Below are 16,174 nucleotides of genomic sequence, written 5' to 3'. Positions count from 1 at the left end.
GTGTGAAGGGGAGAACGTGGCTCATTTGCTGATGGTCGAGAGCTGGGTCGGATCCATGAGCAGACTGTTGCCGCGGGCCGTGCGCGAGGCCGGCCACGAGTTCACCTTCCTCACCCGTGACCTGCACCACTATCTGCGTTCCGCCCCCGAGGGCACGGCGCATCCGCTCCTCGCGGCCCGCCATGTGCTCACCACCGAGACCAACGACACCGACGCGCTGCTGGACTTCGTCGAGAAGGCCCACGCATCGCTGCGCTTCGACGGCGTGATCACCTCCTGCGACTACTACCTCCCGACAGCCGCCCGGATCGCCGGCGTGCTGGGGCTGCCCGGCCCCACGCCGGAGGCCGTCGGGAACGCGTGCCGCAAGGACGCGACCCGCCGAGTCCTGGCCGGGGCCGGCGTGCCGGGGCCGCGCTTCGCGGTGTGCGCGGACTGGGCCGAAGCCGCCGCCGAGGCCCGCGACATCGGCTACCCGCTGGTGCTCAAGCCCGTGGACCTGTGCGCCGGGATGTTCGTCCGCCGTGTCGACGACGAGGCCGCGCTGGCGCACGCCTACCGTGCGCTCGCCGCCTTCCCCGTCAACGCCCGCGGGCAGCGCCGAGCACCCGTCGTGCTGATCGAGGAGCTTCTCGACGGGCCGGAGGTGAGCGTCGAGACCGTGTCGTTCGGCGGAGCCGTGCACGTCATCGGCGTCACCGACAAGAGTGTCGGCGGCGCACCCGCGTTCATCGAGACGGGACACATGTTCCCGGCCGCCCTGGACGCCGCGGACACCGAGGCCGCGGAGGAGACCGCGCGCCGGGCACTTAAGGCCCTTGGCCTGGACGAGGTCGTCGCCCACACCGAGATCAAGCTGACGGCCGACGGGCCACGCCTGGTCGAGGTCAACCCCCGGCCGGCCGGCAACCGCATCACCGAGCTCGTACGGCACGTGACCGGCATCGACCTCGCCGCCGCCTGCGTGGACGTGGCCCTCGGCCGCGAGCCGGACCTGCGCCGCCGCGCCACCGGACTTACCAGCGCCGCCATCGGTTTCCTGGTGCCCGACCAGGACGGAGTCCTGGAGACCGTCGACGGCGCGGACGTGGTCCGCGCGGCACAGGGCCTGCTCGAACTCCAGCTCGCGGAGCCCGGCAGGGCGGTCAGGGCCGCAGGGAGCAACAACGACTACCTCGGCCACGTCATGGCGGGCGACAGTCGTGGCCCGGGCGCCCGCGCGAGTGTCGACGTCCTCCTCGCACGGCTGCGCCCCCGGGTGGCGACCCGATGACCGCCCTCACCGGCGCGGGACCCGTGGCCACCTCGTACGACGACCTCGCAGGGCGCGTCCTGGCCGGTGTCCTGGGCCCCGACCCGCGCTCCCTGCGGATCTCGGTGGCCTTCACCACCCGGCAGGCGGTCCGGCACGAAGGCCGCGGCTCCGGTTACCGCAACGAAGTGCTCAGCCTGCGTCTCGACGCATCCGTGGGCTCCTGTGCCGTGGAGCCCGGGGAACTGCCCGACGGCGCCGCCGAGGACTGCGTCGGCGCGGACGTCGCCGGCCTGCTGGCACACCAGCTGACGCCGGTCCGCGTCGCCGCTCTCGACGCGTACCTGATGCACGTGCTGCCACACAGCCCCGCCCAGGGCGCCCAGCCCTGCCGACTGCCCGCCGGTACGTCGCTGGAGAAGTCCCGGGCGCGCGCCGAGGCCGTGGTCGAGCTGATCGACGCCGCGCCGGGAGCGACGGTGCTCATGGTCGGCGTGGTCAACTCGCTGCTGGAGGCCCTGCGGTCGCGCGGACTCGCGTACATCCCCTGCGACCTCAAGGGCGGCACGACCGAATGGGGCGATCCCGTACGCACCGACGCCCTGGCGGAACTGGAGCGCTGCGACGCGGTCCTGGCCTCCGGCATGGTCCTCGGCAACGGCAGCTTCGAACCGCTCCGACAGCACGCCCAGCACCGCGGCACGCCCCTGGTGATGTTCGCGCAGACCGGCAGCGCGATCCTGCCCCGCCTGATCGGCTCCGGCGTCACCGCCGTGTGCGCGGAGCCGTACCCCTTCTTCTGGCTGGACGGCGGCCCGGGGACCATCCACCGCTACAGGAGCACCCTGTGACCACGGCAGTCCTACCGACCACGAAAACCAGGGGCAACCGGGGACTCCTCGACCTCCTCGGCCGGACCCCGCTCGCCCACGTCACCGTCGATCTGCCGTGCCCGCAGCCCGGATTCTGGGCCAAGCTCGAAGGACTCGGCGTCGGTGGCATGAAGGCGCGGGCGGCCGTCTCCATGCTTCTGGGCGCTGAGGAGCGCGGCGAACTGCGCCCGGGCGCACCCGTGGTGGAGTCCACCTCCGGGACGCTCGGCATCGGGCTGGCCTTCGCCGGGCAGGCCCTCGGCCACCCGGTCGTGCTGGTCGGCGACATCGAGCTGGAACCCTCGATGCGGCAGCTGCTGCGTGCTCACGGGGTCCGGCTGGAACTCGTCGACCGTCCGGCGGCCGAGGGCGGCTGGCAGGCCGCGCGCCTGGCCCGGCTGCACGAACTACTGCCCCGGCTGCCGGGCGCGTACTGGCCCGACCAGTACAACAACCCCGACAACACCGCCGGTTACGCCTCCCTCGCGGCCGAACTGAGCGACCGGCTCGACCACCTCGACGTACTGGTGTGCAGCGTCGGAACCGGCGGCCACAGTGCCGGGATCATCGGCCCGCTCCGGCGCCGCTGGCCCCGCCTGCGGCTCATCGGCGTGGACGCCACCGGCTCGACCATCTTCGGCCAGCCCGCCCGCGCCCGGCTGATGCGTGGCCTGGGCAGCAGCATCCATCCACGCAACGTCGCCTACGAAGCCTTCGACGAGGTCCACTGGGTCGGTCCCGCCGAGGCCGCCGACGCGTGCCGACGGCTGGCCCGCTCCTCCTTCGTCAGCGGAGGCTGGAGCACCGGGGCCGTCGCTCTCGTCGCAGCCTGGGCCGCCCGCGTCCACCCGGGTGCCGTGGTCGCCACGGTCTTCCCCGACGGTCCGCACCGCTACCTCGGCAGTGTGTTCGACGACGACTTCGCCGCCACCCACGGCATCGACCCGGCCACCGCCGCCACGAGCCCCGTCGAGATACCGCACCCGAAGGCCGTGGAAGCCACGGGCTGGGCCCGGTGCGGCACGGTCACCGATCCGGTCGCCGCGATCCGGGAAGAGAGCCCGTGAAGGCAGCCCAGCGCACCGTGCGCCTCGAACTCACCGAACCGCTGCGCATATCCCGCTCCACCATGTCGGCCCGCGAGGCGGTCTGGCTCACCATCGAGCACGAGGGGCTGCGCGGTCACGGAGAGGCCGTCACCAGCGTGTACTACGGCCTGGACGCCAAGACCCTCGGGCGGCTGCTGCACACCCGATCCCGGTGGCTGGAACGCTTCAGTGACCCCGAGACCGCCCTGGACGACCTTCGGGCCGGCGCCGCAGGGGCCGCCGACCCTCCCTCCGTGACCGCGGCCGTCGAGGCAGCACTCCTCGACCTGGTCGGCAAGCGCGCGGAAGTCCCCGTGCACCGACTCCTGGACCCTTACGGATCGCCGCCCTCCGTCGCGACCGCCCACACCATCGGCATCACCACACCGGAACGAGCAGCAGAGCAGGCGAGACGCCTGGCGCGGGACGGCTTCTCCATCCTGAAGCTCAAGGCCGGCGCGCCGGACCCGGCCGAGGACCTGGCCCGCGTACGGGCCGTCCGCGAAGCCGCCCCCCACACCCGGTTGCTGCTGGATCCCAACGGAGCGTGGACCGTCCAGGAGGCCGAGCGACTGCTGCCGCTCTACGCCGAGTTGGGCGTAGAGGCCGTCGAGCAGCCCCTGCTCCCCGGCGCCCCCGAGGCGCTGGCACAGCTCGCGGAGCGGTCACCGTTGCCGGTCATCGCCGACGAGGACGCGATCGGCTTCGAGGACGCCCGCCGACTCGCCGGACGCGTCCACGGCATCAACGTCAAACTCGCCAAATGCGGGGGAGTGGGCGCCGCACTCCGCATCGCCGAACTGATCGCGGGCACCGGAACCGAGCTGATGCTCGGTTGCCTGACCGCCAGCACCCTCGGCATCGCCCCCGCCGTCCACCTCGCCGACCGCGCCCGCTGGGTCGACCTCGACGGTCACCTGCTGCTCGCCGCCGACCCGTGGACGGGCATCGGCGGCAACGACGGCACGGTACGCGTCGGCCGCGGCCCGGGCCTGGGCGTGCGCCGGCGCGATGCCCAGGAGCCTCCGGCATGAAGACCTGGCACGAGATACGCGCCTTCCCGCCGGCGATACGGCTCCTCCTCGTCAACCAACTGGGCGTCAACACCGGCTTCTACCTGCTGATCCCGTACCTCGCCCTGCACATGAGCGATAACCTCGGGATGTCGGCGGCCGTCGTCGGCATCGTGCTCGGCGTGCGCAACCTCAGCCAGCAAGGGCTGTTCCTCGTCGGCGGAACGGCATCCGACCGGCTCGGAGCGCGCGGCGTCATCATCACCGGCTGCGCCCTGCGCACCGTCGGCTTCGGCCTGTTCGCGCTCGGTGACGGGCTGCCCGTGCTCCTCGCGGCTTCCGTCCTCAGCGGCCTGGCCGGGGCCCTGTTCAACCCGGCGGTGCGGGCCTACCTCGCCCTGGAGGCGGGGGAGCGCAAGGTGGAGGCGTTCGCCCTGTTCAACCTCTTCGCCACCACGGGCGCCCTGATCGGGCCGATGCTCGGCAGCGCCCTGCTGCTGGTCGACTTCCGCGCCTCGGCGCTCACCGCCGCAGGGATCTTCGCCGTGCTCACCATCGCCCAGGCACTGACACTCCCGACCCGTCACGTCACGCCGACCGGGAACAGCGTGATGACCGACTGGCGCGAGGTGATCGGCAATCGGGGCTTCGTGGCCTTCGCCCTGGCCATGGTCGGCATGTTCACCCTGGAGAACCAGCTGTACCTGCTGCTCCCCGACGGGGCACGACGGGCGACCGGCTGGGAAGGCGCGGCAGGACTCGTCTTCCTCGTCGGCACCCTCGCCCACCTCGGTCTCCAGCTGCCCATCACGCGCGCGCTGAAGGGACGGGGAACCAGAGGGCGCTGGATAAGTGTCGGCCTCGCGCTGATGGCCCTCTCCTTCGTCCCGCCGATGACCCTGGCGGGCCAGGGAACGCCCCCGGTAGGCCTGGTGGAGATCGCATGGCGCGCACTCCCCGTGCTGGCCGGCGCCGTGCTGCTCCAGTTGGGCTTGATGACCGCCCAGCCCTTCGTGATGGAGCTGATCCCCGGCTTCGGCAGGCCCGAGCTCACCGGCACCTACTTCGGCCTGTTCTACGTGGTCTCCGGCATCGCCGCCGCCATCGGCAACACGGCCATCGGCTGGGCCATGGACGCGGGGGACCGCACGGCCTCTCCCTGGCTGCCGTGGGCATGCTGTCTGGCCTTCGGCGTCGCGTCCGCCGCCGGCGTCGCCTGGCTGAACCGTCGTCGGGTCCTCCCGGCCCTTCCCGCCCCCGTACCCGCGGCAGCATGAGGAGAGCGCCAAACATGACCGCCACCACGAACCTCCTCACCGACAACCCCGCGCTGTACGAGGCCCGCTTCCCCGACCCTCGACGAACAGCCGGGCGCTGGACCGAGGACTGCCTCCGCCAGTACGGGGCCCCCGGCCCCCGCGTCCTGGACATCGGCTGCGGCACCGGCCGGGACGCCGCCCACCTGCACCGATCCGGCCGGACCGTCACCGGCGCGGATGTTTCCGACGCGATGCTGGCGTACGCCGGCGCCCACCACCCCGGCCCCCACTACACACGCGCCGACCTACACGGATTCGACCTGGGGGAGGGCGCCTTCGACGCGGTCGTGTGCCTGGACAGCGCCCTGCTGTACTGCCACACGAACGACCAGCTCGACGGCTTCCTGTCGTCCTGCCGCCGATCTCTGGCGCCTGGTGGCCTGCTCGTCGCCGAGATGCGCAACGGCACCTTCTTCCTGGGCCGTACGGACCTGCTCGACACCCCGACCGTCAACCGATTCACCTGGCAGGGCACCGCCTTCCGCTCCATCACCACCCTGTCCGTGGACAGAGGGGCTCAGTTGCTGCGCCGTACGCGGGTATGGACCGCCGACGACGGCTCCCCTCCCACGGAGCAGCTCTCCGCGTGGCGTCTGCTCTTCCCCCAGGAGCTGCGCCACGTCCTTGCGGCCCACGGCTTCGAGGTGCTCGCCCTGCACGACGGGCCGGGCCCCCGCACCGAACCTCGCTGGCAGGAGGGCCACCAGCCCACAGGGACGTCCGACGGCGACCGGCTGCACCTGGTCGCCCGCCTCGCCCCCGTCAGCCGCCCCTGACCACCCCACACGTCCACCGGATCGACCGCAGCAAGGAACACGGCAATGAACGAAGTCCTTTTCAACTTCGACGATTCACGCTTCCCCGGCCTGCGCCGACGGGGCTTTCTCTCCGCTGCCAGTGGCGCTGCCGGCCTCGGCGCCCTCGCTCTGACCGGCTGCGCGGGCACCGGTCCGACCGCCGACAAGGCCGGGGGAGGCGGCAAACCCCGGCGCGGCGGGCGGCTGCGCGCGGCGTTCGCCGGCGGCGGCGCGAGCGAGACACTGGACCCGCACCTCGCCAACCTCTTCGCCGACGTGGCCCGCGCCAAGGCCCTTTTCGACAAGCTCGCCGACTACGGCCCCGACCTGTCCGCCCGGCCGCGCCTGGCCGCCGCGTGGGAGCCCAACGCGGGCCTGGACCGCTGGAAGGTCAGCCTGCGCGAAGCCCGCTTCCACGACGGCAGGCCGGTCACCGCGAAGGACGTCCTGTACAGCTACCGGCGTATCACCGACCCGAAGAAGGCGTTCCGCGCCAAGGCGTCCCTGGAGCCCCTCGACCTCGAAGCCAGCCGCGCGCCGGACGACCGGACCGTCGAGTTCGTCCTCAAGCGCCCGACCGCCGAATTCCCCAACGTACTCGCCGCGTTCGGCGCGTACATCGTGCCGGAGGGCGAGCAGGACTTCGACCGGAGCCCCGTCGGCAGCGGCCCCTTCCGGTTCGTCTCCTTCGCTCCGGGAAAATCCGCCGTCTTCCAGCGCAACGAGGACCACTGGGACGGTGCCCCGTACCTGGACGAGCTGGAGTTCGTCGTCGCCAACGAGGAGTCCGCCCGCGTCAACGCCCTCCTCGGCGGCCAGATCGAGTACGCGCACGAACTCAACCCGACGACGGCCCGCGCCCACGAGGGCAAGGGACAGATCGAGATCATCCGGCTCCGCAACAGCGCCATGCAGTCGTTCGCGATGAAGACCGACCGTCCGCCCTTCGACGACCAGCGGGTACGGCAGGCGTTCTTCCTGATCGCCGACCGCGAAGAACTGGTCGACGGCGCCCTGTCCGGCGCCGGAGAGATCGGCAACGACCTGTTCGGCAAGGGCTACGAGTACTACGCCGCGAGCCTCCCCCAGCGCGAACAGGACATCGACCGGGCCAAGGCGCTGCTCAAGGAGGCCGGGGCCGAAGGCCTCGAAGTCACCCTCGACACCTCGCCCGTCGCGGCCGGATTCACCGAGGCCGCCACCATCTTCCGCGACCAGGCCGCAAAGGCGGGCGTCACCATCACCGTCAGGACCGGCAGCAAGGACAGCTACTGGAAGGACATCCTCGACTCCGGCACCATCTGCTCCTACCGCTCCGGAGCCATGCCCATCGAGGCCCACCTCTCCCAACGCCTGCTCACCGGCTCCACCACCAACGCCACCGCCTGGCACCACAAGGACTTCGACGCCCTGTACCAGCAGGCGCAGTCCACCAGGGACCAGACCGCCCGCGCCGCCGTGTACGAGCGCATGCAGCGCCGCCTGCACGCCGAAGGCGGCTTCCTGATCTGGGGCTTCGCCGACTGGATCCTCGGCACCGCCCCGGGCGTCCGGGGCGTCGAGACCAAGGCCCCGGCCAACTCCCTCGACTGGGCGCGCTTCGACAAGGTATGGCTCGCGTGAGCGGACCACACGCCTGGGTCGCCAGGCGGCTGCTGCTCGGCGTGGCGCAGACGGCGGCCGTCGTGCTGCTCGTCTTCGCCCTCACCGAGGCGCTGCCGGGCGACGCGGCCGTCGCCCTCGCCGGCGACCAGCCGGACCCGGAGCGCATCGCCGCGATCCGCGAGGCGATGGAACTCGACCGGCCTGCCCACGAACGCCTGGCTTCGTGGGCCGCCGGGCTGCCGCACGGAGACTTCGGAACCTCCCTGGCCTCTGGGCGGCCCGTCAGCACGTACATCGCGGACGGCTTCGGACCGACCTTGCTGCTCGCCGCGCTGACGGTCGTGCTCCTGGTCCCGATCGGCGTCGGCCTCGGGGTCCTCACCGCCCGCCACGAGGGCGGACCCGTGGACCGTCTGGTCAGCTCGGTGACGCTCGGCGTCTACGCCGTACCCGAGTTCGCCCTCGGCATGCTGCTGGTGACCGTCTTCGCGCTGCGCCTGGGCTGGCTCCCGCCGACCGCCGTCGGCTACGGCACCGACCTCCTCGCCCACCCGGCCGCCCTGGTGCTGCCCGTGCTCGTGCTGCTCTCCCGCCCGGTGTGCTCCCTCGCCCGCCTCGTACGCGCCGGCATGATCGACGCGCTGGACGCGCCGTACGCCGCACACGCCCGCCGCTACGGCATCCCGGGTTTCCGGATCCGGTACGGGCACGCCCTGCCCAACGCCATGGCGCCGGCCACCCAGCAACTGGCGCGGACCATCGACTGGCTGCTGTGCGGTGTCATCGTCGTGGAAGCGCTGTACGTGATCCCCGGGCTCGGCACCGTCCTGATGAACGCCGTCGCGGAACGCGACGTGCCCGTGGTCCAGGGCCTCGCCGTCGTCTTCGGCGTGGCCACGGTCGTGCTCAACCTCGGCGCCGACATGGTCGCGCGCCGTCTCGCCCCCCGATCGGAAGTGGCCGCGTGAAGTCGCGTTACGCACTCGGCGTCGCTGTGGTCGGTGTTCCCCTCGCCCTGGCTCTCCTGGGGCCGATGTTCGCCGGGGGTCCCGGGCCCCGCGCCGCCTCGTTCACCCTCGGCGACGGGCACTGGCTCGGCACCGACTTCGTCGGCCGGGACGTCTGGCGCCAGGTCCTGCTCGGAGGGCGATCGGTGGTGCTCGTGGCGCTGGCCGCGACCGCCCTGGCCTACCTCGTGGCGTTCCCCGTCGGGCTCCTCAGCGCCCTCACCCACCGCACCTGGCTCGACGAACTGCTGATGCGCCCGCTCGACGTCCTGCTCGCGGTGCCGTCGCTGCTGCTGATCCTGCTCGCCGCCGCGGTCTTCGCACCGGGCGCCGTCGGGCTCACCCTGCTGGTGGCCCTCGTCAACATCCCCGACGCGGCCCGGATCGTACGGGCCGCGGCGGGGGAGGCCGCGTCGCGCCCGGCGGTCGAAGCGCTGCGCATGCAGGGGGAGACCTGGTGGCGCACGGCCGTCGGCTACGTCGGCAGGTCCCTCACCCGTACGCTCGCCGCCGACGCGGGCGTACGGCTGACCGGTGTGCTGTACCTCGTCGCCACCGCGGCGTTCCTCGGCGTCGGAGTCGAGCCGGACGCGGCCGACTGGGCGGTGATGGTGGACCGCAACCGCACCGGACTGTACGTCCAGCCCTGGGCGGTCGTCGTGCCCGCCCTGCTCATCATCGCCCTCACCATGGGGACCAATCTGCTCGTCGATGCCGGACTGAAGAAGAGGAACCGGACGTGAACCCCGTGAACGCGGTCGCCGAGATCGAGAACCTGCGGGTGACCGTCGGCGGCCGGGCGATCGTCGACGGAGTGAACCTCCGCGTGCTCCCCGGCCGGATCACCGCCCTCGTGGGCGCGTCCGGCAGCGGCAAGACGACCACGGGTCTTGCCCTCCTCGGGGAGTATCCGGCCGGTGCACGCGTGAGCGGAGACGTACGCGTGCCGGACGGCCTGGTCGGCTACGTCCCGCAGCACCCGGGCGCCGTACTCAATCCCGCGCGCCGCGTCGGCGCCCTGCTGCGGGACATCGCCCGCACGCAGGTAGGCCACCTGCCGCGGCGGGACCGCCGGGCCGCCGTCCGCGAGCGGGTCCTGCGGGCCCTGGCACTGGCCCAGCTCCCCGACGCGACGGCGATGCTGCGCCGCTTTCCGCACCAGCTGTCGGGCGGCCAGCAGCAACGCGTCGTCCTGGCGCAGGCGCTGCTGCTCGGCGCGAAAGTGGTAGTGGCCGATGAGCCGACGACCGGTCAGGACCCCCTGACCAAGCGGAGCATCGTCGACCGGCTCGCCGCCGTCTCACGGGAAGGCATCGCCGTCGTTCTGCTCAGCCATGACCTGGACGTCGTGCGCGCACTCGCGGACGAGGTCCTGGTCATGCGTGACGGGAAAGTGGTGGAGTCCGGACCGGCCGAGCGCCTGTGGCGTGCACCACGGCACCCCTGGACAGCCGAGCTCCTGGCGTCCGAGGCTTCCACTGCCCGTATCGAGCCGTCCTCCGCAGACACCGAGATTCTCCGCGTCGGCCCACTGACGGCCCACCACGGTCGCGCGGCCGTGCTCCGCATACCAGAACTGTCCCTCCAGACCGGCCAATGCCTTGCTGTCATCGGCCGTTCGGGCAGCGGGAAGACCACCCTGGCTCGCTGCCTGGCCGGCCTGCACCGGAACCACGACGGCGCGGTCCTCCTGGAGGGCACTCCTCTGGCGCGAAGTCTGCGGGGCCGCACCCGACAACAACTCGCGGCGGTCCAGTACGTCTTCCAGGACGCCGGGGCAGCCTTCGACGAGCACCGGCCGATCCTGGACCAGGTCGCGCGGACGGCGGTGCGGCTGCGGGGGGCGAGCGAGGCGGACGCCCTGGCCGAGGCGCAGGCCACCCTCACGGGCCTCGGCCTGACGGACGACCTTGTACGCCGCCGTCCGGGCCGACTCTCCGGCGGGGAGCTCCAGCGCGCGGCGCTGGCTCGCGCCCTGCTGGCCCACCCTCGGGTGCTGATCTGCGACGAGATCACCTCCGGCCTCGACACGGTCACCCGCCGGGCCATCCTCGACAAGCTCGCCGCTCTGATACGCGAACGGCGCGAACTGTCCCTGGTGATGATCACCCACGATCTCACCACGGCCGCACTGGCCACCCGCATCGCCGTCCTGGAAGCCGGCACCCTGGTCGAGGAGGGACCGGCGGACCAGCTGCTGACCGCTGCCCGGCACCCCTTCAGCGTCCGGCTGCTGGAGACCCCCGTGTCGCCACAGGGTCGGGGGGCCCGCGCGGCGACGGCACCAGGGTAGAAGTCCCCTGTCGGAGCTCGCCGCGAAAGGTGGCTGCACGACGACAGTACGGCGGAGCCGGACAACCACCTGTGCCCTCGTCCGAGGTTCGGACGAGGGCACAGGAGACCGTTGATCGAAGGCCCGCTCACTGGGTACGGCCTTCGGCGGCGGGGGAGAAGGTCAGTTGGTGTTGAGCGTCAGTCCGTAGCAGGAAAGGGTGTCGTTGAGCGGCTGGAAGTAGGACGAGCCTCGGGAGTTGACTCCGCCGAGGCACTCCTGCCCCGAGGGGCCGCCGGAGGTCACGCCCTGGGCCTGGTCGCCGGAGATGTACGCGCCGCCGCTGTCCCCTTCAGTTCAGTGACATCCCAGGCTCGGCTACGGTCCGCCCGGCTTGTCGACACAGGACTGCTGCTCGATCTCTGAGGGGGTAGGCCTGGATTCTTCGCGGACTTCGGAGGGCAGATACTCATCGAACGCCCTGCCCCACCTGTCGCCGCGCACGTACTTCGAGAGGGCCTCCTTGAGGTCTTTACAGTCCTCACGGTGGCCCTTCTTCATGGCAATGCCGTACTTGTTGGACTGGCCGATCTTCAGGTCTTTCACGACAGCAAGTTCCGGATACTCCTTCGCGAAACCGTAGAGAATCAACCGGTCGGTGGAGACGGCATCGAAGGATCCGTCTTTCTCTTGCAGCCCTTTGATGCACTCATCCGCGTTCGCCGCCGTGATGCGTTTAATGTCTTCATAAGCAGGCGTCGCCAGGAGGTCCTCAGAAGTGGTGCCTTCCCAGACACAGACAATCTTTTTATTGAAATCCTTTATTTTCTTGTATTTTCCTATGTCTCCCTTCCGCACGAGCATGCCCTGATGGGTGGACGCGTAAGGACCCACGAAGTCGAGCCCGCCTTCGCCTCCGGCCTTCGCCTGCGGCTTCATCCTGTTCGGAGTGATCGAGAAGGTGGACGCGACGATTTCGACATCGCCGTCCTGCAGGGCTGACTCTCGATCCCGGGAGAGAACACCTCGAAGAAGCGGTTTCTCGACCCCTACGTCATTGAGCACATCCTTGACGACCGTGACGTCGAAGCCTCGGTAATCGCCGTCGCGATACAAGAAGCTCGTGCCCGGCTGATCACCCTTGACACCGACGTTCACCTTACCGGCGAAAATCGACTCAGAATCCGAGGAGCAGCCGACCAGGGCCACCAGCGCGACGGTCATCGCGGCGGCTCCGGTGCGAATCCTTCGGGAGCGGCGAAGTTTTCTGTCCATGACAGTCCTTACGGTTGTCTCGGTTCAGTCGTTGTGCAGCATTCCGCGGGCCAAAAGTTTCACGAGGCATCCTGCGTCCGAGAGATTCACGTTGACTCTGAACCGAGCTCCTCGCTCCGGCCCGCCGAGCTCGAAGTCGGCGGGCGACTCCGAGTCCATGGTGGACTCGTTCGGGTCGGCGTCGTCGGATGTGACCGCCGCCGTGGCCTCGCCGACACAGGGCGACTGGTCCAGGTCCTTGTCGGTGATGATCAGTGTCAGCTTCAGCTTGTCCCTTACGTCGCCGGACGGCGGCGGCTTCATCGTCACAGTGAATACGCCGTTGGCCGTCTCCTCCCGGACGGCCAGCTCCACCTCGACCTCACCGGTGCGGTGGACGTCGACCCAGGTGAGCACGCTGCCTGCGCAGCAGAACGCGGCGACGCCGACAAGGACCGCGCGGACCGTCCTGCGCCGCCGCGCGTCGGCGCCGCGGCGCACAGCCCGACGTGACCGCTCGGTCCGGGAGGCGGCCGGGTACAGGGTGGCGGCAACGGCGGTCAGCAGGGCGAGGGCAACGAGGCGGTAGAACCACACGTACTGGCTCTCCGGGCCACCAGGCCATCGCACGGCGGCGAAGATGGTGAAGCCGATGGTCGCGATGATGACAAGGACGGCGGACAGAAGGAGCCACGCGTCCTGCGTCAGCGCGCGCCCGCGCACCCAGCTGAACGTGGCGTGGTCACCGACCGCCCCGATCGCGGGCGAGCCGGTACCGGCGGACTCGACCCTGCCGGTCTCGCGGCCCCCTCGCGTACCCCCTCCCGCGTCCCCGCCCGTGCCGCTGCCGGGGTCTGCGGAGTTCATGCCCCCGCCTCGTCCCGGCCGCTGCCGAAGTGGAAGGTGGCACCGCGGCCCACCGAGCCGATGGCGGCGGAGTTCGGGCCGTGCGCGGTGACGTTGTACGTGGTGGTGTGCGCCTTGGCCGCGATGAGTTCGGCCAACCGGGCCTCGCCCGGATGAGCCTCTTCCGGCCGGCGGTCCCGATGTTCACCGACCCACGCCGTCAGCGCCTCGGCCAGCCGCAGCCGGTCCTCGGCGGAGAGTGTGCCGAGCAGTTCGTCGGCACGCTCCTCACTGCGCCCCTCAGGCAGCTCGACCGGGGAGTCCTCGCCTCCGTCACGCCGGAAGAGCCTGCGGAAGTACCCCTGCCCGACCTCGATCGACCCGTCCGTGACGCGCTGCGCGGCACTCCCCACCAGGGCGGTACCCAGTGTTCCGGCCGCCAGTGAGAAGTACGTCGCGAGCTCAGCGGAGATTTCAGGAAGACTGATCATGGGGCCCCCGTAACTGTTCCCTAACGGCCTGTCACAACGCCGTCAACTCGTCTAATACAGAGCCTTGTTCATACCCAGAACGAATGCTTCAGGGGCGCATGCTACCTCGCACGGAGCTCACTGGCCTCGCTCTTTCGTGATCGGCCGTCAGCTTTGGCTGGAGGCCATTCTGCGTTTCGGAGTGTCTCTTGGGCATGGGTTCGGTCCGACTGTCGCATCGGGCTGGCGCTGGGCCGGTGCCGGGTGAATCCGAGGTGCCGGCGGCGGGCGGTGGTGGTGAGCTGGGCGGCAGCGGAGAACAGGCGAAGTCGCAGGCGGCGGGGGTTCCAGAGGCGGGGTTTGCCGGTCAGGGCGAGCATCGGCAGCCAGGTCAGCAGATCGAGGGAGAGCTGGATGATCTCCAGCCAGATCTGGTTCTGCGCGGTGTCGTGCGGGGGCAGGTTGCGCAGGCCGGTGGCGCGCGCGTTGCGGATGCGATCCTCGGCTCGTGCGCGCCGGCGGTGCCGTAGTTCGAGTGCGGCGATCGGGACGTCGGTGGTGTTGGTGGCGAAGCAGGTGAGTCGCAGTCCGTCGGTGTCGGTGAACCGCAACTGTGCGCCAGGATGGGGCCGTTCCTTGCGGACGACCAGGCGCATACCTGTCGGTCGGCCTTTCAGGACGTCGCTGTCTCGCTCGGCGATCCAGGCGCCGTCGCGGATCTCGCCGCCCGGTTCGACGGCAGGCGTCCAGGCGAAGGCGGGGACCTCCAGGACAGCCTGGTGAATGGCGTCGGTGAGGGGCATCCCGACCGAGTACGACAGCCACCGGCCCCGCTCCGCGAGCCAGACCACGAACTCGTGCGTCCCGCCACCGGAGTCGGTGCGGCTCAGAGTGGGTCGGCCCCGCCGGTACCTCTCGGGGAGCTGGGCCAGGGCGAGCTGTGGTGGTGATGTGTTCAGCAGCGGTGTTGCTGCCCGTGTTCCCAGGCCGCAGCAGGGCTGCCACAGGCTTTCCGGTGCCGCCGTGTCCGTGGTCGAAACCCATCAGCGGATGATGCCCGTAGGTCTTCTTCCAGGTCGTGGCGGCGGCATCTTGCTTGTCGGAGTGCGCCAGCACCAGCACCCCCGTCCAGATCCAGGATCACCTGGCCTGAAGCGTCCGGCGACGACGTCCCGGCCAACTTCCCCACGTGTGCGCGGACTTCGGGCCGGGCGGGCCGGATCGCGGTCAGAGGCTTCGGTCGGCCGCGGCGAGAGTGTCGTTCATGGCGGTCCGGCCGCGCGGTGCGGTGCAGCAACCCGCCTCACGGGTGACAGGCCGCCTGCGGCCCGATGCCAGACCGCGGGACGCCCTCGCCACGATCTTCCCGGCGATCACCGCCACCGGAGTCTCTGAACGCTCCGCCCTCCAGGCGCTGGCCCGACGCGAGGAGGGGCCAGCGGCCTGGTCAGGCGCAGCCATACGTCGGCGGACGTAAGAGCGCGATCACGGAGCCAATGCGCCACCGGTCCCGGAACGGTTCCGTACCAGGGCTGTTCACAGGAAGGCCGGCAGGTCTGCGACGGAGTCGAGGACGTGGTCGGCGCCCGCCTCGCGGAAGGCGTCGTCACCGTGCGCCCCCGTGCGGACTCCGGCAACCCATCCCGCTCCGGCGCGCACGCCACTGAGGACGTCGTACGAGGTGTCGCCGACGACAGCGGTCTGGCGCACCGTGTCGGCGCACTTGGTGCGGAGGAACGCCTCCAGCACCATGTCGGGATAGGGTCGGCCGCGGCCGCCGGCGTCGGCGGGGCACAGTGTCAGTGGTACCAGGTCGCGCCAGCCGAGGGCGTCGAGGACGGCGTCCTGGGTGACGCGGGAGAAGCCGGTGGTGAGCACGACGGTGCGACCTGTTGCGGCCAGTTCCTCGATGGTCTCGCGGGCACCGGGGACGGGGGCGATCAGGCCGCCGTCCACCAATTCGCCGTAGGCCTTCTCGAAGGCGGTGTTGGCGCGCTGAGCGCGGTCCTCGTCACCGAACAGGTGCCGGAACACGGTGATCTTGGACTCGCCCATGGTGGCGCGTACGTAGGCGAGCTTCTCGTCGTGGTCGGTGGTGCCGGGCTCCACGCCCAGCTCCTGGGCGGCGGCGCCGAAGGCGCGTTCGACAAGACCGCCGTCTGCAACGGTGGTGCCGGCCATGTCGAGAACGACGAGGCGGATGTCGTGGGCGGGGGTGGTCATGAGGGGTCTGTCCTTCGCGGTGACGGTTGCTTCGGCTGCTGACGACGTAACCCGGCTCGACTCGCGCCGAGCACGGTGAAGTTCGTACGCGTGGGAGTGGACAGGGAAGAGGCCGCGGGCCCCGTACCCCGTCGGTGCTCGTGGCGGCCGTGCCGT

Annotated in this window: 14 protein-coding genes and 3 pseudogenes; 11 read left to right on the top strand and 6 right to left on the bottom strand. The window is 70.9% G+C overall.

Annotation, left to right across the window (positions count from 1 at the left end; translation table 11 throughout):
- Positions 1–16 precede the first annotated feature (16 nt).
- From AC3CH1_RS01975 to AC3CH1_RS01930, 10 genes are read left to right on the top strand one after another with little or no spacing between them, the layout of a single operon-like run.
- Positions 17–1,273, top strand: coding sequence for an ATP-grasp domain-containing protein (locus AC3CH1_RS01975; RefSeq protein ID WP_488461244.1), 1,257 nt, complete (start codon positions 17–19; stop codon positions 1,271–1,273).
- Positions 1,270–2,103: a Rossmann-like domain-containing protein gene (locus AC3CH1_RS01970; RefSeq protein ID WP_488461243.1), complete on the top strand. Its 834-nt coding sequence runs from the start codon at positions 1,270–1,272 to the stop codon at positions 2,101–2,103. Before AC3CH1_RS01975 ends, AC3CH1_RS01970 begins: the two co-directional genes overlap by 4 nt.
- Positions 2,100–3,191, top strand: coding sequence for a PLP-dependent cysteine synthase family protein (locus AC3CH1_RS01965; protein ID WP_488461242.1), 1,092 nt, complete (start codon positions 2,100–2,102; stop codon positions 3,189–3,191). Before AC3CH1_RS01970 ends, AC3CH1_RS01965 begins: the two co-directional genes overlap by 4 nt.
- The gene (locus tag AC3CH1_RS01960; RefSeq protein WP_488461241.1) at positions 3,188–4,246 is read left to right on the top strand and encodes a dipeptide epimerase; all 1,059 of its coding nucleotides are present in this window, start codon (positions 3,188–3,190) and stop codon (positions 4,244–4,246) included. The genes AC3CH1_RS01965 and AC3CH1_RS01960 overlap by 4 nt, the downstream gene beginning before the upstream one ends.
- The gene (locus AC3CH1_RS01955) at positions 4,243–5,502 is read left to right on the top strand and encodes an MFS transporter (RefSeq protein WP_488461240.1); all 1,260 of its coding nucleotides are present in this window, start codon (positions 4,243–4,245) and stop codon (positions 5,500–5,502) included. The genes AC3CH1_RS01960 and AC3CH1_RS01955 overlap by 4 nt, the downstream gene beginning before the upstream one ends.
- 14 nt (positions 5,503–5,516) lie before the next feature.
- Positions 5,517–6,320 (top strand): class I SAM-dependent methyltransferase, encoded by an 804-nt coding sequence (locus AC3CH1_RS01950; protein ID WP_488461239.1) that lies wholly within the window; start codon positions 5,517–5,519, stop codon positions 6,318–6,320.
- Between the two features lie 45 nt (positions 6,321–6,365).
- Positions 6,366–7,964, top strand: coding sequence for an ABC transporter substrate-binding protein (locus AC3CH1_RS01945; protein WP_488461238.1), 1,599 nt, complete (start codon positions 6,366–6,368; stop codon positions 7,962–7,964).
- Complete coding sequence (locus tag AC3CH1_RS01940; protein ID WP_488461237.1) at positions 7,961–8,914, top strand: ABC transporter permease; 954 nt, start codon at positions 7,961–7,963, stop codon at positions 8,912–8,914. Before AC3CH1_RS01945 ends, AC3CH1_RS01940 begins: the two co-directional genes overlap by 4 nt.
- A complete protein-coding gene (locus AC3CH1_RS01935) occupies positions 8,911–9,696 on the top strand; it encodes an ABC transporter permease (protein WP_488461236.1) in 786 nt (261 codons plus the stop codon). The genes AC3CH1_RS01940 and AC3CH1_RS01935 overlap by 4 nt, the downstream gene beginning before the upstream one ends.
- A gap of 5 nt (positions 9,697–9,701) precedes the next feature.
- Positions 9,702–11,246: an ABC transporter ATP-binding protein gene (locus tag AC3CH1_RS01930; RefSeq protein ID WP_488462122.1), complete on the top strand. Its 1,545-nt coding sequence runs from the start codon at positions 9,702–9,704 to the stop codon at positions 11,244–11,246.
- A 162-nt stretch (positions 11,247–11,408) separates the two neighbouring features.
- Here AC3CH1_RS01930 and AC3CH1_RS01925 read toward each other — a convergent pair.
- The 5 genes and pseudogenes from AC3CH1_RS01925 to AC3CH1_RS01905 form a co-directional block, all read right to left on the bottom strand.
- A pseudogene (locus AC3CH1_RS01925) lies at positions 11,409–11,576 on the bottom strand (S1 family peptidase); the annotation flags it as partial.
- A 27-nt stretch (positions 11,577–11,603) separates the two neighbouring features.
- The gene (locus AC3CH1_RS01920) at positions 11,604–12,500 is read right to left on the bottom strand and encodes a transporter substrate-binding domain-containing protein (RefSeq protein WP_488461235.1); all 897 of its coding nucleotides are present in this window, start codon (positions 12,498–12,500) and stop codon (positions 11,604–11,606) included.
- 24 nt (positions 12,501–12,524) lie between these two features.
- A complete protein-coding gene (locus AC3CH1_RS01915) occupies positions 12,525–13,346 on the bottom strand; it encodes a hypothetical protein (protein WP_488461234.1) in 822 nt (273 codons plus the stop codon).
- Complete coding sequence (locus AC3CH1_RS01910; RefSeq protein WP_488461233.1) at positions 13,343–13,816, bottom strand: hypothetical protein; 474 nt, start codon at positions 13,814–13,816, stop codon at positions 13,343–13,345. The genes AC3CH1_RS01915 and AC3CH1_RS01910 overlap by 4 nt, the downstream gene beginning before the upstream one ends.
- A 230-nt stretch (positions 13,817–14,046) precedes the next feature.
- Positions 14,047–15,032 (bottom strand): annotated as a pseudogene (locus AC3CH1_RS01905) (IS1380 family transposase); the annotation flags it as partial.
- Positions 15,033–15,056: 24 nt separating this feature from the next.
- On the opposite strand from AC3CH1_RS01905, the pseudogene AC3CH1_RS01900 reads away from it, so the two are divergent.
- Positions 15,057–15,263, top strand: a pseudogene (locus AC3CH1_RS01900) (chorismate-binding protein); the annotation flags it as partial.
- Between the two features lie 68 nt (positions 15,264–15,331).
- Here the strand turns inward: AC3CH1_RS01900 and AC3CH1_RS01895 are convergent.
- Positions 15,332–16,018, bottom strand: a complete 687-nt coding sequence (locus AC3CH1_RS01895; protein ID WP_488461232.1) for an HAD family hydrolase — start codon at positions 16,016–16,018, stop codon at positions 15,332–15,334.
- Between the last annotated feature and the right edge of the window lie 156 nt (positions 16,019–16,174).

The sequence above is a fragment of the Streptomyces sp. MGP-P1 genome (assembly GCF_057766565.1).
The sequence above is the reverse complement of the archived record's forward strand: the minus strand, read 5'-3'. Positions and strand labels throughout refer to the sequence as shown.